Consider the following 24,386-nt stretch of genomic DNA (forward strand, 5'->3'; position numbering starts at 1 on the left):
GTAATTCTATTATATCCGGTATTTATTTTTTACTTTTTTTGTCTCACATCATTTACAAATGTACAAATAATAATTTTATCTTAAATTAAATATAGGAGACGGATAAAAAATACATTTTTTATTCCGCTCCTACAATATTTCCGATTAACTTATAATAAATCTTTAGAATTTTATTTTTTTCGAAATATATTCTTTAAGTTCACTTATTGGAAGACGAGTTTGTTCCATAGTATCACGATCACGAATTGTAACCATTCCATCATTTTCTGATTCGAAATCATATGTTATACAAAACGGAGTTCCTACTTCATCTTGTCGTCTGTAACGTTTACCTATAGAACCCGTTTCATCAAAATCTACCATAAAATCAGTTGATAATTCTTTATATATTTCCTCAGCTTTATTACTTAATTTTTTAGAAAGTGGCAATACAGCCGCTTTGAACGGTGCTAGTACCGGATGAAATTTAAGCACTGTGCGAGTATCATTTTCTCCAACCTGTTCTTCATTATACGCATCGCATAAAAACGCTAATAAAACTCTATCAACACCAACAGACGGTTCTATACAATATGGAATATACTTTTCTTTTGTTGATAAATCTTGATATGATAAATCTTGACCTGAATATTCCATATGTTGTTTTAAATCATAATCTGTTCTATCGGCAACACCCCAAAGTTCTCCCCAGCCAAATGGGAATTTATACTCTATATCGGTTGTTGCATTTGAGTAATGTGATAATTCTTCTTTTTCATGATCACGCAAACGAATATTCTCTTTTGTCATTCCTAGGTCTAGTAACCATTTTTCACAATAATTACGCCAGAAAGAATGCCACTCTAAATCTTCACCGGGCTGGCAGAAAAATTCAAGTTCCATTTGTTCAAACTCACGAGTTCTGAAAATAAAATTACCGGGTGTGATTTCATTACGAAATGATTTACCGATTTGCCCAATACCAAACGGAAGTTTTTTACGCATACTACGTTGAACATTTTTGAAATTAACAAAAATTCCTTGTGCGGTTTCCGGGCGCAAATAAATTTGACTTGTCGCATTTTCTACAACACCTTGATTTGTTTTAAACATAAGATTAAACTGTCTTATATTTGTAAAATCATGTCCGTTACACTCAGGACATTTAATATGTTCACGTTTTATAATATTTTCCAATTCTTCAAATGGTAATCCGTCTACAATTACATCTTCATTTTTTTCACTAAAGTAGTATTCTTCAATTAACTTATCAGCTCGTAATCTTGATTTACAAATTTTACAATCCATCATCGGATCACTAAAATTACCAATGTGCCCCGATGCTTCCCAAGTACGTGGATTCATGAAAATAGCAGCATCTAATCCTACATTATATGGTGATTCTTGTATAAATTTTTTCCACCATGCTTTTTTTACATTGTTTTTCAATTCAACACCAAGCGGACCATAATCCCATGTATTAGCTAAACCGCCATAAATTTCAGAACCCTGAAATACAAAACCTCTATTTTTTGCTAATGATAAAATTTTTTCCATTTTTATTCCTCCTAAAATTAAAATATAAAAACCCTAGATATGCTAAGCATATCTAGGGACGAAAATTTTCCGCGGTTCCACCCTGATTAGTAAAAACTCAACTCATTTTTAGTATTAAATTATATTAATGCCATTTTAAAATTATTGATCTTTCACCATCATCAACTCGCTCTAATATAGATATTTTACCATCTATTTATTAAAGTTTCAAGTAATTGCAGTGATTTTATAAACAAAATATTTACATTAATTATTAATAGTTTTCATTTAATACAAATTTTTATTCTATTATACCTTTAAATCTTAAGTAGTTTTCATAATCCATCTCTTTATTAATGACCCCATCCGGTGTCAACTCTATTACTCTATTGGCAATTGTTTGAATAAACTCATAATCATGTGATGTAAAAAATACAGAACCTTTAAACTGTATAATTCCTTCATTAACAGCTGTAATTGATTCCAAATCGAGATGGTTGGTTGGTTCATCAAGTAAAATAACATTAGCTTTTGATAACATCATTTTAGATAACATACAACGCATTTTCTCTCCACCTGATAACACATGAGCTTTTTTCAATGCTTCTTCACCCGAGAACAACATTCTTCCTAAAAATGAACGTAAGTAAGCCTCTGATTCTTCTTCCGGTGAAGCATATTGTCGTAACCACTCAACTAACGAAAGTTTTAATCCCTCAAAATATTCTGTATTATCCTTTGGCATATAACTACGTGATGTTGTAATACCCCATTTTACAGTCCCGCTATCCGGTTCTAGTTCACCGGCTAAAATTTTTAACAGCGTAGTTTTTGCCATTTCATCACCTAATAAAATAACTTTATCGTTTGGATTTGCTACAAAACTAATATTGTTTAATATTTTTTTACCGTCAATTGTTTTACTAACACCATCAACAATTAATAAATCATTACCAATTTCTCTATCCGGTGTAAAGCGAACGAATGGATAACGTCGACTACTTGGCTTAATATCCTCAAGTGTAATTTTTTCCAACATTTTTTTTCTGCTGGTTGCTTGTTTTGATTTTGAAGCATTTGCAGAAAAACGGGCGATAAAATCCTGAAGTTCCTTAATTTGCTCTTCTTTTTTCTTATTAGAATCTTCTGCCATACGACGTGCTAATTGACTTGAATGATACCAAAAGTCATAATTACCAACATATAGTTGAATTTTACCAAAATCTAAATCACAGATATGAGTACAGATATTATTTAGGAAATGTCTATCATGACTGACTACGATAACCGTATTTTCAAAATTAATTAGAAATTCTTCCAACCATTTTATAGCACTGATATCAAGACCGTTGGTCGGCTCATCAAGTAACAATACATCCGGATTACCAAATAATGCCTGTGCCAATAATACTTTTACCTTAATCGCATTATCTAATTCTCCCATAAACACATGATGATATTCAACACCAATTCCAAGACCTTCTAATAATTGAGCAGCATCACTTTCAGCATTCCAACCGTCCATCTCCGCAAATTCTCCTTCAAGTTCTGCAGCAATAATACCGTCTTCTTCAGTAAACGGATCTTTCATGTAGATTTCGTTTTTTCGATTCAAAACACTCCATAATTTCTCATGCCCCATCATTACAACATCGATAACTTGATTTTCCTCATAGGCAAAGTGATTTTGACGTAATACCGCAAGGCGTTCTCCTTTTCCTAATGATACATGCCCTTGCTGAGAATCAAGCTCTCCCGAAAGTAATTTTAAAAATGTTGTCTTGCCCGCTCCGTTAGCTCCAATAAGACCATAACAATTACCATTTGTAAATTTAATATTAACATCTTCAAACAGTTTTCTATCTGCAAAACGTAAACTTAAATTTGTTACTTGTAACATTCTTCTCTCCTTTGTTAATAATTGACAAGCTCACCACAATCATTGATGAGCTTATCAATTTTATTATTTATTTTCTTCTTTTTTACTAACACTTGCAATTAAATTTTCAATGTGGAGTGCATACTCACTTGTTGTATCGTATTCAAAAATAAATTCTGGAAATTTTCTTATTTTTATTTTTTTTGCTACTTCACTTTTTACAAAACCTTTAATTTTTGCAAGAGAATTTTTTGTTTTTTCTTTCTCTTTTTCTCCACCTAATACAGTGTAATAAACTTTAGCTTGAGAGTAATCTCCTGTCAAAACAACTTCTGTTACAGTTACAAATCCTAAGTTATGATTTTTTACTTTTGTGGTCAATACATAAGTAATTTCTTTTTTGATTTGCTCGGCAAGTCTGTTGACCCTTACTTCTGACATATACTATTACCTCCTATTTTTTTACTTCTTCCATTATATATACTTCAAAGACATCTCCTTCTTTAATATCATTGAAGTTCTCTACAGTCATACCGCATTCATAGCTACTTTGAACCTCTTTAACATCATCTTTAAAACGTCTTAATGTATCGATTTCTCCCTCATAAATAACTACACTATCACGAATAACACGTACTTTCCCATCACGTGATACTTTTCCTTCTGTCACGTAAGCACCCGCAATAGTACCAACTTTCGATACTTTGTACACTTGTCTTACTTCGGCAAGACCAATTACTTTTTCTACAAACTCCGGATCTAAAAGACCGGTCATAGCAGATTCAATTTCTTCAATCACTTTGTAAATAATACTGTGTAGACGAATATCAACTTGTTCAGTTTGTGCCATTTGTTTAGCATTATTATCAGGGCGTACATTAAATCCAATTACTACAGCTTTAGAAGCTATTGCTAATGTAATATCAGATTCGTTAATTGCTCCCACACCTGTGTGAATAATACGTACATTAACACCCTCTACATCAATTTTTGCAAGTGACATGGCCAAAGCTTCCACAGAACCTTGCACATCCGCTTTAATAATAATATTAAGATCTTTCATTTCACCTTGTTTCATTTGTTCAAATAAGGTATCTAATGATACAGCAGAATTTGCTTGACGTGTTGTTTCAATATATTGTTGTTGACGAATTTCACCAATATGACGAGCAGTTTTTTCATCACCGAATACAACAAATCTATCTCCGGCATTCGGGACATCTTGAAGTCCTGTAATCTCTACCGGTGTAGACGGTTTTGCTGTTTGAATATTTTTATTACGATCATTAATCATAGCACGAACACGACCAAAAGTATTACCGACAACCAACGGATCACCAACGTTTAGACTTCCGTTTTGAACTAATAACGTAGCTACTGCACCACGTCCTTTATCTAATTTTGCTTCAATTACCGTACCTAGTGCAAGACGGTTTGGATTTGCTTTTAGTTCTTGCATTTCTGTTACTAATAAAATATTTTCTAACAATTCATCAATGCCGTCACCTTTTAGTGCAGAAATAGGCACAAAGATAGTATCTCCACCCCAATCTTCCGGAATTAAACCATATTCAACTAATTCATTCATTACACGATCGGGATTAGCCTGCGGTTTATCCATTTTATTAACAGCCACAATAATAGGTACATCAGCTGCCTTTGCGTGATTAATTGCTTCAATGGTTTGAGGCATAACACCGTCATCAGCGGCTACTACCAAAATAGTTACATCTGTAATTTTTGCTCCTCTTGCACGCATAGTTGTAAAGGCTGCATGTCCCGGTGTATCTAAAAACGTAATCTTTTTATTTTTTGCTCGAACTTGATAGGCTCCAATATGTTGAGTAATACCGCCGGCTTCTCCTGCTGTTACATGAGTATTTCTAATAGTATCCAGTAATGTGGTTTTACCATGATCGACATGCCCCATAATTGTAACGATCGGTGCACGCTCTTTTAAATCTTTTTCTTCATCTTCCGCCTCAAAGTATAAATCTAAATCTTCTTTATTAATTTCTACTTCTTCTTGAATTTCTTTACCGTAATCAATGGCAATTAATTCGATTTGTTCCAACGTTAATGATTGATTAATATTTGCCATTATTTTAAGTTCCATAAATAATTTTTTAATTAGTTCGGTTGAATTGATATTTAATATTGTTGATAATTCTCCAACTGTCATCCCATCTTTAACTAAGATTGTATCTTCAGAAATTGTTTCTTCTGTCGGTACTTCTATAATAGCCGGCTGTTGTTTTTGAGATTTTTTTATACGTTCTTTTTTATTTTTATTTTTTTTCTTTTTACTTTTTTTACCTTCTTGTTCTACTTGCTGGTTAATATTTTTTTGTTTGTTATTTTTCTTTTGAGGCTTGTTTTCTTTTTTATTCTGTTTTTTAGTATCTATTTTCTTTTTAAAAATACTGTCTAATTTCTCTAACCCCTCTTGTGTTAACATTGACATATGGTTAGATACTTCGATATTAGCCTCTTTTAGTATATTTATTAATTCTTTTGATTGTTTTCCGATTTCTTTGGCATATTCATATACTCTGACTTTTTTCATTACTGTCGTCCTCCTTCTTCCAATAATTGTTTAAACTTTTTTATAAATCCGTCATCTGTTATTCCTACAGCTACTCTATTATCACGACCGATAGCAGCACTAATTTGTTCCACTGTGAAAAAAGTTACGTTTTCTACTTTATAAAAATTTGATTTATCTTCTAATTTCTTTTTAGTGTTTGCCCCACAGTCTTTGGCAATAACTAACAATTTTATTTTTTTATTTTTAAGATTCTTTACTATTAAATCTTCTCCGGTAATAAGTTTTCCTGCACGTTGCATTAAACCTAATAAATTAAATACTTTGTTCATTATTTTTTTGGTATTGACTTTCTATATATTAATCTAATAACTTCCTTATATATTGGTTCCATTTCTTCCGAGGTTGCACTGAAAAATTTTTCTAATTGTTTTTTTTCTTGTGCATTTTCGATTACTTCTAAATCTGATACAACATATGCACCACGTCCGGCTTTTTTACCTGTTGGATCAACGGAAATTTCCCCTTCTTTATTTTTTACTATTCTTAATAACTCTTTTTTAGGGAACATTTCATTTGTTAAAATACATCTTCTTGTTGGAATTTTTCTCTTTTTCATAGTACCACCTCAATTATTCAACTGCTTTTATATCAATTTTCCATCCTGTTAATTTTGCAGCTAAACGGACATTCTGCCCTTTTTTGCCGATAGCTAAAGATAATTGATCTTCATTTACTTTAACATTAGCAATTTTTTCCTCTTCATCAATAATAATTTCCTCAACATTAGCCGGAGCTAAAGCATTAGTGATAAATTTAATAGGATCCGAATCCCAAGTTATAATATCTATTTTCTCACCATTTAATTCATCAACTATTATTTTTACACGTTCACCCTTATTTCCGACACATGATCCTACCGGATCTATGTTCTTATCTTCTGTATAAACAGCGATTTTTGTTCTATCTCCTGCTTCACGTGAGATACTTTTAATTTCTACAACACCGCTGTAAATTTCCGGTACCTCTTGTTCAAATAGACGACGAATAAATTCCGGATGCGAACGTGATGCTAGTACATGAGGTTTACTTCCACGTGTTGGATTATCTACCTTGGCGATATATACTTTAATTGGTGATTGCGGAACATAAATTTCACCTTTTACTCTTTCATTCTCTCCTAAAATAGCTTCAATTTTTCCGAGTTTCACATAAACATAACGTGTATCAATTCTATCGACTGTTCCCGATAATATTTCTCCTTCATATTCACTATATTCTTTGTATAAAATTTCTTTTTCAGCCTCTCGTAATCTTTGTAATAGTGCCTGTTTTGCTGCTTGTGCACCCACTCTGCCAAAATCATTAGGAAAATCTTCTTCTTCATAAATATCCCCTACTTCGTAAGCTGGATTTATTTTTAAAGCATCTTCTAATGAAAATTCAATTCTATCATCATATACTTCTTCAACAACATCTTTTCTTATAATAAATTTATAGTCACCAGTTGTTCTGTTAAAATCCACTCTAACATTTTTTGCTGCATTAAAATTTTTCTTATATGCTGATAATAACGCTAATTCAATAGCCTCCACTAATATATCTTCAGAAATTCCTTTTTCTTGTTCAATTAATTTTATAGCTTTAAGCAAATCCTTGCTCATTTTTTTATTCTCCTTTTTTTATTAAAATTTAACAGCTAATCTAATTTTAGCAATTTTTTCATAATTAATCTTTGTTCTTTTTACACGAGCCTTATCCTTATACTCAATCGCTATTTCATTATCAACGACTTCCAATATATCACCATAAAACTCTTTTTGATTATCAATTTTTTCGTAAGTTTTAATATAAACATGTTTTCCTACGGAATCAGCCACTTCCACTAAATTACGTAAATCTCTCTCTATGCCGGGAGAAGATACTTCCAAATAATATTTATCACTAATAAAATCTTCCTTATCTAATTCAAGCGCAAGCCGTTCACTCAATACTACACAATCATCAAGTGTAAGTCCACCATCTTTATCAAAGTAAACACGTAAGAAATACTCATTACCTTCCTTAACATATTCAACATCATAAAGAGAATATTCCGTATCTTTAGTTTGTTGTTCGGAAATTACTTTTACCTTTTCGACAATACTCATAATAACCACCTCTCAATCTTCATTTAACAATTTTTTCACTATATAATATACTGTTGAAATAAATATATATTATTTTACAAATATTCCAGCAATGGTTAGCAGTGGTATGGACGCCTACAACTAACTTAGGTTAATTCGTAGAAGTAAGGTATGCAAGGCCACTCTAATCTTTACGAACAAAGTGAGTAAAAGATTAGCTAGTAGCTACTGCCACGGGTCAGCAGTTGACACTAACGTGTATCATCTACGCCTATGGCTTTGATGATACTAGTGTCTTTGCATACGTCACTTCTAATATTTATGATGTGCAGATAGCACTCATAAATAAAGAATTGACGCATAAAATTCTCCAAGTAAAATGCTTTTAGCATTTTACCATTACTTACAAACATTGCTATTAGGTTCGTTGCTGTTCTTAGTGGTGGAATACTGGCTTCACCTGAGATTATAAGCTCAGGTGAACCTTAAGAAATCCACTGCATACGTTAGCAGTGGGAACTAAGAATTTCATCGTCACTACATTCCTTGAAATTCAAGTTCCTGTTGCATACTTTACTTCTAAGATTTATTCGTGCTAAAGGCACTCATAAACCTAAGAATTAAAGAGAATTCTTAAGGTTGCCATACTACTATAAAATCAGCAATAAATAATATTTTGTATATAAATATATAATTTTTATCCAATATAAAAGAGCGGAGAACTTTCAAAATTCACCACCCTTTCGGTAATTTATTTCAATACAAGTATAATTGTAACATAATAACATACAAAAATCAAATTTTTATATATTATTCTGCACGTATGACTTCAATTTTATATCCGTCCGGATCTTTTATAAAATAATAACTCGGAGGAAACCCCGGTAATCCTTTTAAATCAGTAACATCATACCCGGCTTCAACATGTTTTGCATGTAATTTTTCCAAATTATCAACAGATATGGCAATATGCCCATACCCATTACCTAAATCATATGAACCATGATCATAATTATATGTCAATTCCAACTCATAATTGGAATTAGGCAAAGTTAGATATACTAATGTAAACTTATATTCCGGAAAATCTCTTACTCTACTCTTTTTAAAATCAAATGCTTCTACATAAAATTTTATTGATTTTTCCAAATCAGCTACTCTGTAACAAGTATGAATCATTGTTTGTACCATGATAATACTCCTTTTATTATAATATTGTCCATCCTAAAGCAATCGAGCCAATTCCTAAATGTGTAGAAATAACAGGACTAATTTCACCTATTTCCGTTTCTACACCAACATAATTATCTTTAATATAATCCCTTATTTCTATTGCGTTATTTGGAGAATCAATATGAAGAATACATACTCGAATATTCTCTCCTTTATTCTCTTCATAGAATTCATCAAAAAGTTCTAATATTCTGGAAACTCCTTTTTTATAAGTACGAATTTTTTGGAATGGAACTATCACCTTATTTTCAAAATGTAAAATGGGTTTTACTTGTAACAAGTTTCCTACCAAAGCTTGCGCTCCATTCAGGCGACCACCACGTTGAAGATGTGATAAATCATCAACCATAAAATATGCCTTAGAAATTTTTTTCATATCATTTAGTGCAGTAATTATTTCTTTAGGTTTTTTACCCTCTTTTATTAATTTAGCTGCTTTTATTGCGTAATACCCTTCCGGTAAACATGATATCTCTGAATCGAATGGATAAACGTTAATGCCATCAACCATTAATCCTGCCACTGAATAAGAAGAAAATGTTCCACTAATACCGCTTGACAAGGCTATCGAAATGACATCTGTATATCCCTCTTTTTTTAATTTCTCCAAACAGGCTACCACTTCTCCTATCGCAGGTTGTGAGGTAGTAGGAAATGTGTTATTAGGATTTTTCAAATACTCATTATATTTTTCCACAGGCATATCCACAATTTCTTTATAAGGAGTTCCATCTATAATTATATTAAGAAAAATTGTACGGATATCCAATTCTTTTTTTATTTCTTCCGGAAGATATGCCGTAGAGTCCATCATAATTGCTATTTTTTTCACTCTATTAGCGACTATCAAAAGATAGCTTTTCCTTTCCTAGAATTTTTCCACATTATAAAGTTCTAATTCAACTTTAGTTTCTCTTCCCATAAGTTCAATCATAACATCAACCTTGTAGTTAGATAAATCCAAATGAACTACTTTTCCTTCCATATCTACAAATGGTCCGGAAATAACACGAACGTGATCTCCAATTTCTATATCTACATCTACTACACTAGATAATCCCATTTGTTGTAAAATAAAGTTAATTTCTTCCGGCAATAACGGGCTTGGTTTAGTTCCCCCACCATGTGAGCCGACAAAACCTGTTACCCCCGGAGTATTTCTTACAACAAACCAAGAATCATCTGTCATTACAAGTTCTACAAGGACATATCCCGGAAAAGTTTTTCTATTAACTTCTTTTCTCTTCCCAGTCGGTGTAACAATAATTTCTTTTTCTTCCGGAACAACTATTCTAAAAATTTTGTCTTCCATATTTAAAGATTCTACACGTTTTTCTATATTGTCTTTTACTTTATTTTCATATCCTGAATACGTATGAATAACATACCATTCTTTTGTTACTGTATCGCTCATAACAACCTCTCTTATCTGCTAAAATGTCTAATTCCAGCCGTTATCCCTAAATCAACTATGTAGCTGAACATCATCAATATCCCAACTACAACTATAACTATCAATGTTTTTCTAACAAGTTCATTTAACGTCGGCCAACTAACTTTTTTCATTTCAGAAACTACATTTTTTAGAAATCTTACCATTAATTGCACTCCTCCTTTTAGAAATTTTCCATATCTAATAAATTATAACATAGTATAATCTATAAGTCCATATATTCCAATCATATTAAATCATCTACGCTGTGTAACATTATATCAAATTTTATAACTATTATCAACACGTTACTATAATAGTAAGTATAAAAATTTATTTACTAAATAATAATATTTCTTTTAAACACCATATTTCATCTATAATTATAAACTTTCTTTTTATTTCATCATACCCGCTTGCAGTTGATACATTTTATAATATATTCCTTGTTTTTCCAACAGTTGCTTATGAGTACCGGATTCAATAATTATACCTTTATCAAGTACATAGATACAATTTGCATCTTGAATAGTTGATAATCTATGTGCTATTGCTATAGTAGTACGACCTTTTCTCATTTTTGCAAGTGATTGTTGAATTGTTTCTTCTGTTTCCGAATCAATATTAGCTGTTGCTTCATCTAATATTAAAATTTTAGGTTTAAGAGCAACTGTTCTTGCAAAAGCAAGTAATTGACGTTCCCCGCTGGAAAAAGTTGAGCCACGTTCCGCTACTTTATTTTGATACTTGTCAGGAAGTTTTTCTATAAATTCGTCGGCATCTACAAATTTAGCCGCTTCTTTCACATCAGTAATTGTTAAATTATCTTGATACATCTTTATATTACTCTCTATTGTTCCGTGATATAAAAAAGGTTCTTGCAACACTAAACCAATGTTTTTTCGCAATTCACTCATTGAATATTCTTTTATATTTTGTCCATCAATGAGTATTTCTCCACGATTAAATTCATAAAAACGTAAAAATAAATTTATTATCGATGACTTTCCTGAACCTGTTGAACCTACAAAAGCAATTGTTTCCCCTTTATTAACTTTAAATGAAATATTTTTAAGAACATCTTTCTTACCATCATAAGAAAAACTTACGTTTTTAAATTCGATGTTTCCGTATTTTATTTTATAATCTTTATCTTGTTGTTTGGGTTCAAAATCTTTATTGTCAATTAATTCAAATACACGTTTAGCTGAAATAATTGACGCTTGAAGAATAGAAAAATTTTGCATAAGTTCTATTAAAGGATTAAACAACTGATTAGTATATTGTATAAAAGCATAAATCAACCCTGCGCTAAAAATTGAATTTTGCCATGTGAAACCGAAATAAGATAAAATTACCGCATAAGCCAACACTTTAAAAAGTGCCATTGCCGGGCGCAGAAACAAAGTATCCACCACTAACCATTTGTCTGTATAATATAAATGTTCTCTATTAATTTCTTCAAATTCGGATAGTAATCTTTTTTCCTGATTAAAAACCTGAACTATTCTCATTCCTTCTATGCTTTCAGACAATCTGCTATTTAAAGAACTTAACTTTTCCCTTGTAATTGCTACTAATCTACCGGATATTCTTTGATAAAAATATATTGACCCTAACATTATCGGAATAAATATAATCATTAAAAGAGTAAGTCGAACACTTAATGCCAACATAGTGGTAATTGTCACAGTAAACATTAATATTGAATTTAAAAAATTAGAAAAAATGGTCCCGAACATATCAGCTACAGCTTGAGTATCATTCGTTACTCTTGATACTACAGCCCCAACTGGTGTTTTATCAAAATAAGCCATTCCAAGTTTTTGAAGATGTTCAAAACTTTCATTTCTTAAGTCTCTTACAACACTTTGAGCCACCTTTGCAAAGAAATATTCACCAGTAAAAGAAGCGATAACACGAAGTAAAAATAATCCATAGTAAACTATTAGAAGATAAATCCCTGCTCCGGCTAAAGTTTTTGTTATGTAATTGTCTATGTAATATCTAGCAATCAGCGGAATTGCCGTTGTTATCAATGTTGTAGATAATATAAAAAATAATGCTATTAATGTTAAAACTTTATATCTTAGCATATAACCAAGCAATCTGAAAAATACTGATTTTGTTTTCATTATAGGTACTCTCCTTTCAGCTTTTCCTCTAGTTGCTGGTTATTGTACGTTTCTTTATACCAACCGTCTTTACTTAATAGTTCTTCATGTGTACCACGCTCAATAATTTCACCTTCATTCATAACCAGTATTAAATCAGCATGAACCACCGCTGATAAACGATGAGCTGTAATTATCGTCGTCTTTCCTTTTCGTTCTTCTTTCAAATTATTTAAAATTATATTTTCTGTTTTAGCATCAACCGCTGATAATGAATCATCTAATATCAAAATCTCAGGATTCATTATTAAAGCCCTGCTCATTGCTAAACGTTGCTTTTGTCCACCGGAAAGTGAAATCCCTTTTTCTCCAATAATTGTATCAAAACCGTCAGTCATATTTACTATATCTTCATATACCCCACATAACTTTGCGACATTTTCTACTTGTTTATCCGTAAAATTATTATCCGCAAAACGAATATTTTCTTTAATACTCATGGCAAAAAGCATCTGTTCTTGAGGAACATAACCCATTAGGCTTCGTAAAACACTCAGTTTATACTTTTTTATATTGATACCATCTATCTTAATCTCACCCTTTTTTATATCATGCTCCCTTAGCAGTAATTTTAGTAAAGTCGTCTTCCCTGAACCCGTTACACCGACAATACCAAGTGTTTGTCCTTTATTTAAAGTAAATTTAATATTAGATAACACCTGTTTATCTGAATAAGAAAAACTTTCTATATTATATTCTAATCTTATACCCTGCGGTTTATAACATACATCCTCTGTTTCTACGACATCACTTTGCTCAGCAAGTAAATTTTCTATACGTGAATAAGAAACTTCTCCTCGTTCCGCTATATAAAATAAATAACCGATTGCTTGAAGCGGCCAAATAAGCATATCTAAATATGTTATAAATGTTATCAATTCTCCAACGGTTAAATTACCACGATGAATAAAAATTCCACCAAATACTAAAGTTAGCATATAAGAAAAACCAATAAATATCAAAACCATTGGACTGAACAAAGCACTATATCTGGCTGCTGTAACATTTTTATTAAATACCATATCATTTATTTCATTAAAAGATGCACTCTCACTTTTTTGATAACCGAAAGATTTTGTTACCCTAACACCGGATACACTCTCTTGCACTTTATTATTTAAGTCTGAAAATGCTTCCTGTGAATCCTTAAAACTTCTATGACTTTTTGTTGCCAGTTTTCCTGTGAAATACGCTAAAAACGGGAGTGGAATAATCGCTATTAGTGTTAATTTAGCATTTAACATAAAAAACATTGAAAACAATGTAACAAGTGCTGTTATGCTTGCATCAACGGCAGACATAACACCCACACCACTCGCCATAGATACAGCATTTACATCGTTTGTTGCATGAGCCATTAAATCCCCCGTACGATATTTTTGATAAAATGATGGTGACATTTTTGTAAAATGCTGAAATAATCTAAAGCGTAAAATTCTCGCAAGATTATTAGCAGCACCAAAAATACATATTCTCCATACATATCTTAATCCATACATAATAAAGGCGGAAGCGATTAAATAAATTAAATTTACAATTAATTTATTAGACGTTAACGTTTTTTCTCCTATTGAATCTACTACATTTCCAATTACTTTAGGAGGAATTAAATTAAAAATACTGACAAATCCCAGAGATAATATTCCGATTATATATCTTTTCTTTTCTAATTTAAAAAACCAACTCAAACGTTTTGCAAAATTCATATAATTCCTTTCAATAATGATACTTTAATCATTTCTTTAATATTTTAGTTATGAAAAAGATCATTTTAAACTAAGTTATTTGAAAATTGAACTTTCTAATCATGACTTATAGAATATTTAATATTTTCCAAATAACGTAATTTTTAATAATAATGTATCCATAATTATAGCACATATTTATTTTGGTTTCATTAGTCTTTTTTAAAAAAAATTTACAATAGAAAACAAATAATTAATTCAGAAATTTATTATTAACTTTATATACTCTACACATAATTAATAAAAATATTCATTATTCTATAATTTTTAATGTTTGTACCAAAAATACTTTATCTCCTTATAATATTATCACAAATTTTTTCTTTATTAAATGCTATATATTTTTTATTGTAAGATTTTTAGTATCATATTATAATTATAAGTAATAATTATTGGAGGTAAACTATAATGAAATTATACTTGGCAGGTGCATTATTCAATGAGGCGGAAGTCGCTCAACGTCTTAAAGAAGGGCGTTTACTAAAAGAACATTTTAAAAATAAACTAACAATTTATAACCCTATTGAACAACCCTTTAACGAAAATAAACAATCGTTACCAACGCCACAAGATATTTTTACAGGAGATACTATAGCAGTAAAAGAATGTGATATTTTTCTTGCCGACGTTACAAATGAGGATAGTGGTGTAATGGTTGAACTCGGTTTAGCAATCGCCTTAGAGAAAAAAATTATCGCAATCAATTCTGATATAAGACTAAAATCTTCAAATAAATATAATATCCCCAGCTACGCTATGAATCACTACGTTCTCGGCGGTATATTAAAACATGGTAAATTAGTATATAATTTCCAAGAAGCAATAGAGGAATTAGATAACTTATTTTGCTTAAAAGCATAAAACTAATAAATTTAATCTGGAAGTTAAAAATTTTAATAGAATTTGTTAAACGCAGCAGTTCATTGATTTGGGAGTTTACTTTAGTGAATTTTTCCCAAATCTAATAAACTGTGCGAAGTAATTCTTAAAAATTGATTTCTAATAAAATTATAATTTTTTAATTACTAGCTATTTACATATAATCTAACGCTGAATTATCTATTGTTATTGTTATTTTTTGTGTAGCATAACTTTCTTCAAAATAATTATTAATATACTTCAAAAGTGGATAAAGTTTTTTATAATCAACTTCTTGAAATCTAATAGCTATATTAAATTTATACTCGTTATTTATTTTATAAAATATACTTTTATTTGGTCCAAGAATATTTTTATCACCGTATTTTTCTTTTAAAAAATTATAAATTGATTTTGCAACAAAACTCACCTTTTCTTCAGCATATCCTTTTATGGTAATAAACGAAATATTACAAAACGGTGGATAATTTATTAATTTTCTCCTTTTTAATTCGTAATTATAAAAATCTTTATAATTATGTCTTATGGCAAAGTCAATAATACTACTAGAAACATTAGTCTGAAAGATTACTTCTCCCGCTTTTTCACTTCTCCCCGCTCTTCCTGCCGTTTGCACAAGAAGTTGGAATAGTTTTTCATTTGCTTTAAAACTGGGAATAGCGATAAGAGAATCTATTGATAAAACTCCTACTAAGGTTATATTTGGAAAATCCAATCCTTTTGAAATCATTTGTGTACCTAAAAGTATGTCCGATTTATACTCTCTAAAATCCGTAAGGAGTTTTTCGTAAGCACCTTTTTTTCCTGTAGTATCTGAATCCATTCTTGTAATTCTAACATCTTTTATATTTTCTCTTAAATATTCCTCAACACGTTGAATACCATAATTCCCGGATACAAGTTCTGGATTGTCGCAACATTTTTTTATATTTGCTATTTTTTTATGAAAACCGCAAAAATGACATCTCAATGAATTATCATGCTTGTGATAGTTTAAACTTATATCACAATTTTCACAAGTGTACATATGACCGCAAGAAAAACAACGAATATAGTTTGTATATCCACGCTTATTCATAAGAAGTAAAATTTGTTCATTCTTTGAAATTTTTTCTTTTATTTTGTTCAATAGTTTTTTAGAAATTACCTCTTCTTTATCATGAACATGAAGCACTTCTACTTTAGGCAATACATTATTAAACCTTTGTGTTAATGTTAATAAATTGTTAGGGTTGTTTTTTTCAAAACGATAATATAGATCAATAGATGGTGTAGCACTGGCATACACTACACTACACTTATTATAAATCGCACGTTTCTTTGCAATATCCTTTGCTTCATAACGTGGATTGTCTGACTGTTTATAACTATTCTCATGTTCCTCATCAATAATGATAAGCCCTAATTTTTCAAACGGTGCAAAAATCGCTGAACGGGTTCCAAGACAAATTTTCACCTTACCTTCTTTAATTTTCTTCCATTCCAAAAATTTTTCTCGTGCCGTCAGTCTTGAGTGAATTACCACAACATTATTTCCGAAAATCTTTTTAAATTTTTTCTCAATTTGTGGAGTTAAAATAATCTCAGGAACAAGAATTATAGCCTCCCTTCCAAGCTTTAAAACTTCCTCAACCAATTTCAAATAAATTTCTGTTTTTCCTGAACCGGTGATACCGTGAAGTAAGTATTCATTAAATTTATTTTTATCTAAATTACACTTAATTTTATTAAAAATTTCTTTTTGATAGATACTTAATTTATTTGAATTTATATAGTTGTCATCCATTTTTTCTTCTTTTTCAATTTCAACTATCTTTATAATATTATTATCTAAAAGCTTCTTAACTACTGAAACTCCGATATCCAAGATTTCCTTTACTTTATTTTTTTTAATCCTTTTATTTTGTTTTAAGTATGCCACTAAAATTTTCTGCTTTTGAGTGAGCTTCTTACCATGATAATCTGCTAACTCCAAAAATAATTCAACTTCTTTATTATTATTTTCTTTTATTTTACTAATTAATTTTATAGCTTTTACCGATAATAAATATCCTATCTCCTGCTTGGAAAATAATTTTTCAAATTTTTTCTTTTCTATTAAATTATCTTTAAAATGTTTTCCATAATCTATTAAAAGAGTTTTATTAGCATCTAACAACTCATAATATTCTATGTATTTATTTTTTAAAATAGTTGGCACTATAGTTTCAATAACTTGTATTCTGGTACAAAAAAGTTCATTAGCCATCACCTTTGAAAGAAGCAACATTTCTTTAGTTAAAATAGGAAAATTATCTTTCAAACGTTTTATATATTTAAACTCTGAAATTTCCCCATTGTAGCGTTCAAAAATATTTATGACATATCCTTGAACTATTCTCGTACCAAAAGGAACTTCTACTCTGTAGCCTATAATGTCTTCTCCACGTAATTCTTCCGGAATTAAATAATAAAAGGTTCTATCTACATTATAAGCATTGACATCTACTATTACTTCTGCAAACATATGTGCCTCCTTTCTGATTATTAAACACCGAGCAAAAAATAAATTACCCGGTGTTTTAATTTACTACTCAAGTATATTAACAAGTTCTTGTGCTATATTTTCTTTTGAAGTCGTATTTATTTTTTTTATATTTTCAAATTTATCAATTATATATACTTCATTATTATCTGAAGCAAATCCTATACCTTCTTTTGAAATATCATTAGCAACAATATAGTCAAGATGTTTTTTTATTATTTTTTCTTTAGCATACTCCAATATATTATTAGTTTCGGCAGCAAAACCGACAACAATTTGTTTATCTTTTTTATTTTCTCCAACATATCTTAATATATCTTCCGTTCTTTTAAACTCTATAGTTAAATTTTCGTTTTGTTTTTTTACTTTTTTATCATAAGTTACCACAGGTGTATAATCAGATACTGCTGCTGCTTTTATAACTATATCATATTCTAAAAAGTTATTTTTGACGGCTTCAAACATATCATGAGTATTAACTATTTTTATTATTTTTATATTTTTATTTATGGGGACATAATTCACACCGGTAATTAGTAAAACCTCTGCACCGTGCTTAGCAAACGCTTCTGCAATAGCTATACCCATTTTACCGCTTGAAGGATTGGTAATACAACGAAACGGATCAATAAACTCTTTGGTCGGTCCGGCAGTCACCAAAACCTTTTTATTTATTTTTTTCTCTTCTGAAAAAACACATTGGACTATTTTCTGGATATTAGGAAACTTTCCACGACCGACATCTCCACACGCAAGAAGTCCTAAATCAGGTTCAATAAAGTTAAAACCAAGACTACTTAATTTTTTTATGTTTTCCTGAATAATAAGATTTGTATACATATTTGTATTCATCGCAGGTGCAATATATACCTTGTTCAAATCTTTTACCGCAAGAATTAAAGAAGTCGCCAAATCGTCTGCAATGCCATTAGCTATTTTAGAAATAATATTTGCCGTGGCAGGAGCAATAATAATTTTATCAGCCCATTTTCCTAAATCTATATGTTGAATTTCTTTCTCATTAACTTCGTCAAAAGTATCATCATAAACTCTATTTTTTGTCAAAGTTTGAAAAGGTAATTCCGTAACAAATTTCTTAGCATTATTCGTTAGAATAACTTTTACGTTATTTTCTTTTTTTATTAAACTACTTGATAAATCAATCGCTTTATAAGCAGCAATCCCACCAGAAACTATCAATAATATATTCATCTTGCTCTCCTATAAAAATATCTTTAATATAAATCTTGCTCTTTACTATGCCCAGGTCCAAATACTGCTAACTCCAATTTTGATAATCGTTTTAATATATCAAGATTTGTTACTTGTTGCGGTCTTTCCTCTTTATTGGTGTTTTTAATAGCCTCTATTTTAATTTTCAAATTTTGATTTTCTATTTCCAACTCTTTTATCTTCGTCAATAACTTATCCAACTTCATATAATCCTCAATGATTAAATCTAAATAATCATTAACGTCATCCTCACTATATCCTTTAGAACGGCTCTTTTTGAACTCTTTTTCGTAAATATTTTTCGCTGTCAAATTAAGTTCTACACTCATCTTTTATCTCCTTTAATTATAAAATTCATTAAAATATGAAACACAACTAACCAAATATAATGGAGCTGTTTCAGCACGTAAAATTCTTTTTCCTAATCCTATAGTTTTATAATCAGCATTTCTAAAATTACTTATTTCATTTTCAGAAAGACCACCTTCACTACCAAAAACCGCAAGAATAGATTTTTTATTTAGATCGCTACATAATAAATTTTTTAAATTAATATTGTCATTATTAGTAGACTCCTTTTCATATGCTACTATCTTATAATCCATATTTTTACCATAGCTAATTAATTCTTGCAAACCATCAACATAGATAATATTTGGTATTAAATTTCTTTTTGATTGTTCTGCTGCTTCTTTTATAATTTTTTCCCAGCGTTGTATCTTATTTCCAATTTTATCTTTTTTTATTTTGGCAATATTTCTTTCGGAGTTAAACAGTACAATATTAGCAACTCCCAACTCTGTTAATTTTTGGATTAAGTATTCTATTTTATCATTTTTTAATGGTGGTATGGCAACTGTAATTTCTACCGTTAATTCATTACTTGTACATACTCTTTCAAAAGGTTCTACCACCACACCATCAATTTTACTATCTATAATATTACATATATACTTTATTTTTTCTTTAAATACAATATAAACTTTATCATTTTCTTTTTTTCTCATAATTCTTACAATATGATTACTATCGTTTTTAGATAAAGTATATCTCTCATGTTCATCAAATAATTCATCTACAAAATATTGTTGCATAACTTCTCCCGATAATTTTCTCTATATGTACAATTTTACTCCATTATAACATTTAAAGCAATATAATAATTTATTCTTAACTTGACGGCTAATTTCAATTAGCTTATAATATAATTAGTTAATTCTGATTAGCCAAAAGGAGAAGAACATGAATACAAAAGAAAAAATACTATCCGAAGCCTTGAAACTTTTTGCTCAAAAAGGTTATTCTGACGTTTATGTCAAGGATATTGCGATGATGGTCAATATTAAGGCACCAAGTTTATATAAACATTTTAAAAATAAGCAGGAAATCTTCGATAGTTGCATTAAAACCTTTTATGAAAATATGAGCAAAAAGAGGAATACACTTCTTTTACCTAAAAACTCTGTCAATAATGAAATATATTTACATAAAAGTCGAATGGATATCATTCATATCGCACAAGAATTATTTGAATTTTATCTATTAGATGAGATTGCCTCAAACTTTAGAAAAATGCTTCTTATCGACCGCTATAAAGACCGCAACATTAATCGTCTATATGAATGACCCTATCACCTATCAGATAAAAGTGTTTTCTCTACTGCTAGCGGCAAATAAAATAAAATTTGGAAACGCAACAGATATGGCAAATGCGTTTTTCTCACAAATCTATTTTTTACTTCAAAAATATGACGAAAAAAAAGATAAATTAGAAGACGCTAAAAAGGAAATCGAGACATTTATAAATGTATTTTGTAATATTTGGGGGTTAGAGGAATGAAATGGTTAAAATTCACACTACTATTTATTGTAATTTTAGTAATCTTATATGTGCTTAGTACATCATTACGTTTGAAAAGCGACCTAAAGGAAGCTATGAAAAAGCTGGACAATTACCATCCTAATCAAATGAACTTATCTTATGGAAATATTGAATATCTTGATATCGGAGCCGGAGAAACCTTACTTGTTTGTCATGGGATATTTGGCGGTTTTGATCAAGGCTATGAAAGTGTAAAAAATTTCTCTAACAATTACAGAATTATTTCCCCCTCGCGATTTGGATACCTTAATAGCGATATATTAGGAAAGGGTACCCCAAAAGAGCAATGTAAAGCATATGTAGAACTTTTAGATAAACTAAATATTGATAAGGTATTTATTATAGGAGAATCTGCCGGAGGAACTGTAGCTATTCGATTTGCCCTAGATTATCCTAATAGATGTAAGGGACTTATTCTATACAGCTCTGCAATGCCTGAAACAAAAAAACCGGAAAAAATAAACTTACATCAAGCTCCACCTGATTTTTTGTGCAATAATTTAGCCATGTATTTAATCAGCCCATTTTTTAAAAGCACAATGGGTATGGATAGCAGTGTGGTTAAAACAATGCTGCCAATTGATAAAAGAAGTGCAGGGGTTAAAATAGATGGTAAGATTACAAATCCTGATATGCCGGTCAATTATGATGATTATCCCGTTGAAGCAATAAAAATTCCCGTACTGATTCTCCAAGCTAAAGATGACAAGCTAACAAAATATGATAAATTTATTGATTCTGTTAAGAGATTTGATAATATCACATTAAAAATATTTGATAGCGGTGGTCATCTTTTAGTTGGTCATGATGAGGAAATAAGGAAAACTGTATCTCATTTTATTTATCAAGTAAATCAGAATAACTAATTGATTTATAATAACCAACACAAAAGAAGATTGTACAAAAGTATAATTTTTTTATTCTATGTCAATAAGCATATACTATTTACGCTTTTCCATTGTCTTTATAGCTTTGACAACACCTTTACATACTCACGCCATATTCATATATATACTATATACAACCCAAAAAACTGCATCGAAGAGATGCAGTTTTTATACTTATTATCTATTAGTTGGGATATAACCATCTATATGTTCTTTTGCTAATTGTTCATGTTCTTCATAAGTTTTTGAAAAATAGGCTTTTCCATCTTTTGAGGCATGAAGGAAATATATATACTCTGTATCTTCAGCATTGTTTAACGCCTTAAACGATACCAAACCAACAGAGGCGATAGGTCCCGGTGGTAAGCCTTTAGTAACATAAGTATTATATGGTGATTGAAGCATTAACTCTTTTTGCGTAGGTGCTCCTGTTAATTTATCTGCTGCATAATTAGCAGATGGATCTGTTTGAAGCAACATACCTCTTGATAACCTATTAAGAAATACACTTGCTATTTTAGTATTTTCTCCATCTTTGGTAGATTCTTTTTCCAAAATACTCGCCATTGTAATATATTCATGAATGGATATTTGTTTATCTTTGCCTGCAATATTCCAAACACGTTTATTCTCTTTATACAATGGAACTATTTTTTCGTTAGCTACACTTATCATTTTGGTAATTAGAGTTTCTGCGGTTTCATTATCGTCCAAAGTATAAACAGCCGGATATAAATAACCTTCTAAAGCATATTTTATATTTTTCCCATAAATATCATTCGTTATTAGTTCAGGAAATTTCTCTTTAAGTCTACCGATAAATTTTGCATCGTTTACTTTTTCTAAAAATTCTTCCGCATTTATTTTCTTAGTTTTTTCCAAATTTTGTGCGATTTTTAAAATACTATCACCTTCTATTACAGCAAAAGTATTTCCGGCACGTGCCTTGTCTTTAGTTCCTAATTCTTCCATTATTTGAGATACACTCATACTTGGTTTTAGGTTAAACGTACCTACATAAAACGATAAACTCGGTTTCATCTTTGCGTATAACTTAAATATGGTAGCATCCCTTATTAACCCCTTATTTTTTAATTCTTCAGCAATTTTTTGACTTCCATAACTCTCTTTTACTTCTATTTGAATATCGTTGTTATTATTTTTATCTACAGGTGTTAATCCATAATAAAAATATGAAAGAAAAGCAACCGCAGCCGCTAACAATAATGTGAAAAATACTGAAAGTATTCCCCCTTTTTTCTTTTTCTTATTTTTTTTTCTTAATTCGTTCCTGCGTCTTATTTTATCTTCTCTCATTTTTTACTCACTTTCGTCATAGTAGAAAGTATCCAATACTTCAGAAATCATATCATACTCTTCATCAGTTTCAACAGGTTCAAATCTCACATTGTCATCATCTTCTACGCAAATCATAGGGAAAATGCTAATTTCTTCCTCATCAATAGTTTCTTCTTCTGCAAAAATATAATAAAGATTTCCATTAGTTGGGTTAGTAAATTCTAAAATTTTACGATATTCTTTTTCTTCACCTTCCAATGTACTTAATGTATAAATTTCTTCCGTATTGTCTATACTAATTTTTTTAAAATCTTTTTCCTGCATAATAATTACCTCGTTATTTTATTAATTTAATTTATCCAAATAGGTTTGTAATATTAATACTGCCGCCATTTTATCAATAACATTTTTTCTTTTTTTTCTGGAAACATTCGCCTCTAACAGCACTCTATTAGCTCCCGTAGTAGTAAGTCTTTCATCTTGAAGTATAATTTCAACATTTTTTATTTTCTTTTTTAACACCTCTACAAAATACAAAGTTGCTTCTCCACGAAATCCAACAGAGTTATCCATATTTTTAGGTAAACCGACTACGATTTTTCCAACATTATACTCAGCTACCAGTTCTTTTATTCTTTTAATCTTAAAATCTTTTATTTGTTCATTAATATTTATAGTTTCAACACCCTGAGCGGTAAAACCTAGTAAATCACTTACCGCAACACCAATAGTTTTAGAACCGTAATCAAGTCCCATTATTCTCTTATCTAACATCTATGACTCCTGAATAAAAAAGTGTAATAAATATTCTAATAGATCATCCATTTCTATCAATCTAATTTGCTCACGTGCATGATTATCCCTTGGAATATATATCGGATCTCCCGTTTTAATATATCCCATTAATTGATTTATAGGATCGTAGCCTTTCGATTTTATTGTAAGAACAACATTTTTCAAAATAGAATGAATATCTTTTTTATCATACAAACTGTTGTCAAATAGTCTTGTTTCATCAAAATTCGTCATA

25 protein-coding genes are annotated in these 24,386 nt (G+C 30.1%); 3 read left to right on the forward strand and 22 right to left on the reverse strand.

Features of this window, described 5'->3' with window-relative positions; all coding sequences use genetic code 11:
- Nucleotides 1-162: 162 nt before the first annotated feature.
- The 14 genes from BQ7358_RS07475 to BQ7358_RS07540 all read right to left on the reverse strand — a co-directional run bounded on the left by BQ7358_RS07475 (nt 163) and on the right by BQ7358_RS07540 (nt 14,613).
- The gene (locus BQ7358_RS07475) at nt 163-1,536 is read right to left on the reverse strand and encodes a glycine--tRNA ligase (RefSeq protein WP_062173312.1); all 1,374 of its coding nucleotides are present in this window, start codon (nt 1,534-1,536) and stop codon (nt 163-165) included.
- Nucleotides 1,537-1,816: 280 nt separating this feature from the next.
- A complete protein-coding gene (locus tag BQ7358_RS07480; RefSeq protein ID WP_062173310.1) occupies nt 1,817-3,415 on the reverse strand; it encodes an ABC-F family ATP-binding cassette domain-containing protein in 1,599 nt (532 codons plus the stop codon).
- A gap of 63 nt (nt 3,416-3,478) precedes the next feature.
- Entirely contained in the window at nt 3,479-3,835 is a 357-nt protein-coding gene (gene rbfA, locus BQ7358_RS07485; RefSeq protein ID WP_062173308.1) for a 30S ribosome-binding factor RbfA, read from the reverse strand.
- 13 nt (nt 3,836-3,848) lie between these two features.
- Complete coding sequence (gene infB, locus BQ7358_RS07490) at nt 3,849-5,960, reverse strand: translation initiation factor IF-2 (protein ID WP_072520425.1); 2,112 nt, start codon at nt 5,958-5,960, stop codon at nt 3,849-3,851.
- Complete coding sequence (locus BQ7358_RS07495) at nt 5,960-6,271, reverse strand: L7Ae/L30e/S12e/Gadd45 family ribosomal protein (RefSeq protein ID WP_072520426.1); 312 nt, start codon at nt 6,269-6,271, stop codon at nt 5,960-5,962. The genes infB and BQ7358_RS07495 overlap by 1 nt, the downstream gene beginning before the upstream one ends.
- Complete coding sequence (gene rnpM / locus BQ7358_RS07500; protein ID WP_062173300.1) at nt 6,271-6,558, reverse strand: RNase P modulator RnpM; 288 nt, start codon at nt 6,556-6,558, stop codon at nt 6,271-6,273. Before rnpM ends, BQ7358_RS07495 begins: the two co-directional genes overlap by 1 nt.
- 13 nt (nt 6,559-6,571) lie before the next feature.
- The gene (gene nusA, locus BQ7358_RS07505) at nt 6,572-7,603 is read right to left on the reverse strand and encodes a transcription termination factor NusA (protein ID WP_062173298.1); all 1,032 of its coding nucleotides are present in this window, start codon (nt 7,601-7,603) and stop codon (nt 6,572-6,574) included.
- Between the two features lie 21 nt (nt 7,604-7,624).
- A complete protein-coding gene (rimP, locus tag BQ7358_RS07510; protein WP_062173296.1) occupies nt 7,625-8,089 on the reverse strand; it encodes a ribosome maturation factor RimP in 465 nt (154 codons plus the stop codon).
- 789 nt (nt 8,090-8,878) lie between these two features.
- On the reverse strand, nt 8,879-9,259 hold the full coding sequence (gene gloA, locus BQ7358_RS07515) for a lactoylglutathione lyase (RefSeq protein ID WP_062173294.1): 381 nt from the start codon (nt 9,257-9,259) through the stop codon (nt 8,879-8,881).
- Between the two features lie 16 nt (nt 9,260-9,275).
- Entirely contained in the window at nt 9,276-10,115 is an 840-nt protein-coding gene (locus BQ7358_RS07520; RefSeq protein ID WP_062174718.1) for a DegV family protein, read from the reverse strand.
- A gap of 54 nt (nt 10,116-10,169) precedes the next feature.
- The gene (nusG, locus tag BQ7358_RS07525) at nt 10,170-10,715 is read right to left on the reverse strand and encodes a transcription termination/antitermination protein NusG (protein WP_021752585.1); all 546 of its coding nucleotides are present in this window, start codon (nt 10,713-10,715) and stop codon (nt 10,170-10,172) included.
- 11 nt (nt 10,716-10,726) lie between these two features.
- The gene (gene secE / locus BQ7358_RS07530; RefSeq protein WP_021752586.1) at nt 10,727-10,900 is read right to left on the reverse strand and encodes a preprotein translocase subunit SecE; all 174 of its coding nucleotides are present in this window, start codon (nt 10,898-10,900) and stop codon (nt 10,727-10,729) included.
- Between the two features lie 231 nt (nt 10,901-11,131).
- Nucleotides 11,132-12,868: an ABC transporter ATP-binding protein gene (locus BQ7358_RS07535; protein ID WP_072520427.1), complete on the reverse strand. Its 1,737-nt coding sequence runs from the start codon at nt 12,866-12,868 to the stop codon at nt 11,132-11,134.
- Nucleotides 12,868-14,613 (reverse strand): ABC transporter ATP-binding protein, encoded by a 1,746-nt coding sequence (locus BQ7358_RS07540; protein ID WP_062173290.1) that lies wholly within the window; start codon nt 14,611-14,613, stop codon nt 12,868-12,870. Before BQ7358_RS07540 ends, BQ7358_RS07535 begins: the two co-directional genes overlap by 1 nt.
- A gap of 447 nt (nt 14,614-15,060) precedes the next feature.
- Here BQ7358_RS07540 and BQ7358_RS07545 point away from each other — a divergent pair, with 447 nt between their 5' ends.
- A complete protein-coding gene (locus BQ7358_RS07545) occupies nt 15,061-15,513 on the forward strand; it encodes a nucleoside 2-deoxyribosyltransferase (RefSeq protein ID WP_174222373.1) in 453 nt (150 codons plus the stop codon).
- 172 nt (nt 15,514-15,685) lie between these two features.
- Here the strand turns inward: BQ7358_RS07545 and priA are convergent, their stop codons facing one another.
- The 4 genes from priA to BQ7358_RS07565 form a co-directional block, all read right to left on the reverse strand.
- Nucleotides 15,686-18,037, reverse strand: a complete 2,352-nt coding sequence (gene priA / locus BQ7358_RS07550; RefSeq protein WP_072520428.1) for a replication restart helicase PriA — start codon at nt 18,035-18,037, stop codon at nt 15,686-15,688.
- A gap of 63 nt (nt 18,038-18,100) precedes the next feature.
- Nucleotides 18,101-19,267 carry a bifunctional phosphopantothenoylcysteine decarboxylase/phosphopantothenate--cysteine ligase CoaBC gene (gene coaBC, locus BQ7358_RS07555; RefSeq protein ID WP_062173284.1) on the reverse strand — a complete coding sequence of 389 codons (1,167 nt, stop codon included), beginning with the start codon at nt 19,265-19,267 and terminating at the stop codon, nt 18,101-18,103.
- A gap of 23 nt (nt 19,268-19,290) precedes the next feature.
- Nucleotides 19,291-19,617 (reverse strand): DivIVA domain-containing protein, encoded by a 327-nt coding sequence (locus tag BQ7358_RS07560; RefSeq protein WP_021752592.1) that lies wholly within the window; start codon nt 19,615-19,617, stop codon nt 19,291-19,293.
- A gap of 12 nt (nt 19,618-19,629) precedes the next feature.
- Complete coding sequence (locus BQ7358_RS07565) at nt 19,630-20,382, reverse strand: RsmE family RNA methyltransferase (protein WP_062173282.1); 753 nt, start codon at nt 20,380-20,382, stop codon at nt 19,630-19,632.
- A 148-nt stretch (nt 20,383-20,530) separates the two neighbouring features.
- Here BQ7358_RS07565 and BQ7358_RS08520 point away from each other — a divergent pair, with 148 nt between their 5' ends.
- Complete coding sequence (locus tag BQ7358_RS08520; protein ID WP_062173280.1) at nt 20,531-20,914, forward strand: TetR/AcrR family transcriptional regulator; 384 nt, start codon at nt 20,531-20,533, stop codon at nt 20,912-20,914.
- Nucleotides 20,915-21,124: 210 nt separating this feature from the next.
- Nucleotides 21,125-22,036, forward strand: coding sequence for an alpha/beta fold hydrolase (locus BQ7358_RS07575; RefSeq protein WP_083577646.1), 912 nt, complete (start codon nt 21,125-21,127; stop codon nt 22,034-22,036).
- 198 nt (nt 22,037-22,234) lie between these two features.
- On the opposite strand, the gene mltG is transcribed toward BQ7358_RS07575, so the two are convergent.
- From mltG to BQ7358_RS07595, 4 genes are read right to left on the reverse strand one after another with little or no spacing between them, the layout of a single operon-like run.
- A complete protein-coding gene (mltG, locus tag BQ7358_RS07580; RefSeq protein WP_062173276.1) occupies nt 22,235-23,374 on the reverse strand; it encodes an endolytic transglycosylase MltG in 1,140 nt (379 codons plus the stop codon).
- 3 nt (nt 23,375-23,377) lie between these two features.
- On the reverse strand, nt 23,378-23,680 hold the full coding sequence (locus BQ7358_RS07585) for a DUF1292 domain-containing protein (RefSeq protein WP_062173274.1): 303 nt from the start codon (nt 23,678-23,680) through the stop codon (nt 23,378-23,380).
- Between the two features lie 21 nt (nt 23,681-23,701).
- A complete protein-coding gene (ruvX, locus tag BQ7358_RS07590) occupies nt 23,702-24,130 on the reverse strand; it encodes a Holliday junction resolvase RuvX (protein ID WP_062173272.1) in 429 nt (142 codons plus the stop codon).
- Nucleotides 24,131-24,385 (reverse strand): IreB family regulatory phosphoprotein, encoded by a 255-nt coding sequence (locus tag BQ7358_RS07595; protein WP_021752599.1) that lies wholly within the window; start codon nt 24,383-24,385, stop codon nt 24,131-24,133.
- Between the last annotated feature and the right edge of the window lies 1 nt (nt 24,386).

It is taken from the genome of Gemella massiliensis, from assembly GCF_900120125.1.
GTDB lineage: Bacteria > Bacillota > Bacilli > Staphylococcales > Gemellaceae > Gemella > Gemella massiliensis.

Excerpts from the sequence above, each read along its gene's own strand:
- BQ7358_RS07475 (WP_062173312.1), bottom strand. The coding sequence starts at position 1,536 with ATGGAAAAAATTTTATCATTAGCAAAAAATAGAGGTTTTGTATTTCAG.
- BQ7358_RS07480 (WP_062173310.1), bottom strand. The coding sequence starts at position 3,415 with ATGTTACAAGTAACAAATTTAAGTTTACGTTTTGCAGATAGAAAACTG.
- rbfA (WP_062173308.1), bottom strand. The coding sequence starts at position 3,835 with ATGTCAGAAGTAAGGGTCAACAGACTTGCCGAGCAAATCAAAAAAGAA.
- infB (WP_072520425.1), bottom strand. The coding sequence starts at position 5,960 with ATGAAAAAAGTCAGAGTATATGAATATGCCAAAGAAATCGGAAAACAA.
- BQ7358_RS07495 (WP_072520426.1), bottom strand. The coding sequence starts at position 6,271 with ATGAACAAAGTATTTAATTTATTAGGTTTAATGCAACGTGCAGGAAAA.
- rnpM (WP_062173300.1), bottom strand. The coding sequence starts at position 6,558 with ATGAAAAAGAGAAAAATTCCAACAAGAAGATGTATTTTAACAAATGAA.
- nusA (WP_062173298.1), bottom strand. The coding sequence starts at position 7,603 with ATGAGCAAGGATTTGCTTAAAGCTATAAAATTAATTGAACAAGAAAAA.
- rimP (WP_062173296.1), bottom strand. The coding sequence starts at position 8,089 with ATGAGTATTGTCGAAAAGGTAAAAGTAATTTCCGAACAACAAACTAAA.
- gloA (WP_062173294.1), bottom strand. The coding sequence starts at position 9,259 with ATGGTACAAACAATGATTCATACTTGTTACAGAGTAGCTGATTTGGAA.
- BQ7358_RS07520 (WP_062174718.1), bottom strand. The coding sequence starts at position 10,115 with ATGATGGACTCTACGGCATATCTTCCGGAAGAAATAAAAAAAGAATTG.
- nusG (WP_021752585.1), bottom strand. The coding sequence starts at position 10,715 with ATGAGCGATACAGTAACAAAAGAATGGTATGTTATTCATACGTATTCA.
- secE (WP_021752586.1), bottom strand. The coding sequence starts at position 10,900 with ATGGTAAGATTTCTAAAAAATGTAGTTTCTGAAATGAAAAAAGTTAGT.
- BQ7358_RS07535 (WP_072520427.1), bottom strand. The coding sequence starts at position 12,868 with ATGAAAACAAAATCAGTATTTTTCAGATTGCTTGGTTATATGCTAAGA.
- BQ7358_RS07540 (WP_062173290.1), bottom strand. The coding sequence starts at position 14,613 with ATGAATTTTGCAAAACGTTTGAGTTGGTTTTTTAAATTAGAAAAGAAA.
- BQ7358_RS07545 (WP_174222373.1), top strand. The coding sequence starts at position 15,061 with ATGAAATTATACTTGGCAGGTGCATTATTCAATGAGGCGGAAGTCGCT.
- priA (WP_072520428.1), bottom strand. The coding sequence starts at position 18,037 with ATGTTTGCAGAAGTAATAGTAGATGTCAATGCTTATAATGTAGATAGA.
- coaBC (WP_062173284.1), bottom strand. The coding sequence starts at position 19,267 with ATGAATATATTATTGATAGTTTCTGGTGGGATTGCTGCTTATAAAGCG.
- BQ7358_RS07560 (WP_021752592.1), bottom strand. The coding sequence starts at position 19,617 with ATGAGTGTAGAACTTAATTTGACAGCGAAAAATATTTACGAAAAAGAG.
- BQ7358_RS07565 (WP_062173282.1), bottom strand. The coding sequence starts at position 20,382 with ATGCAACAATATTTTGTAGATGAATTATTTGATGAACATGAGAGATAT.
- BQ7358_RS08520 (WP_062173280.1), top strand. The coding sequence starts at position 20,531 with ATGAATACAAAAGAAAAAATACTATCCGAAGCCTTGAAACTTTTTGCT.
- BQ7358_RS07575 (WP_083577646.1), top strand. The coding sequence starts at position 21,125 with ATGAAATGGTTAAAATTCACACTACTATTTATTGTAATTTTAGTAATC.
- mltG (WP_062173276.1), bottom strand. The coding sequence starts at position 23,374 with ATGAGAGAAGATAAAATAAGACGCAGGAACGAATTAAGAAAAAAAAAT.
- BQ7358_RS07585 (WP_062173274.1), bottom strand. The coding sequence starts at position 23,680 with ATGCAGGAAAAAGATTTTAAAAAAATTAGTATAGACAATACGGAAGAA.
- ruvX (WP_062173272.1), bottom strand. The coding sequence starts at position 24,130 with ATGTTAGATAAGAGAATAATGGGACTTGATTACGGTTCTAAAACTATT.
- BQ7358_RS07595 (WP_021752599.1), bottom strand. The coding sequence starts at position 24,385 with ATGACGAATTTTGATGAAACAAGACTATTTGACAACAGTTTGTATGAT.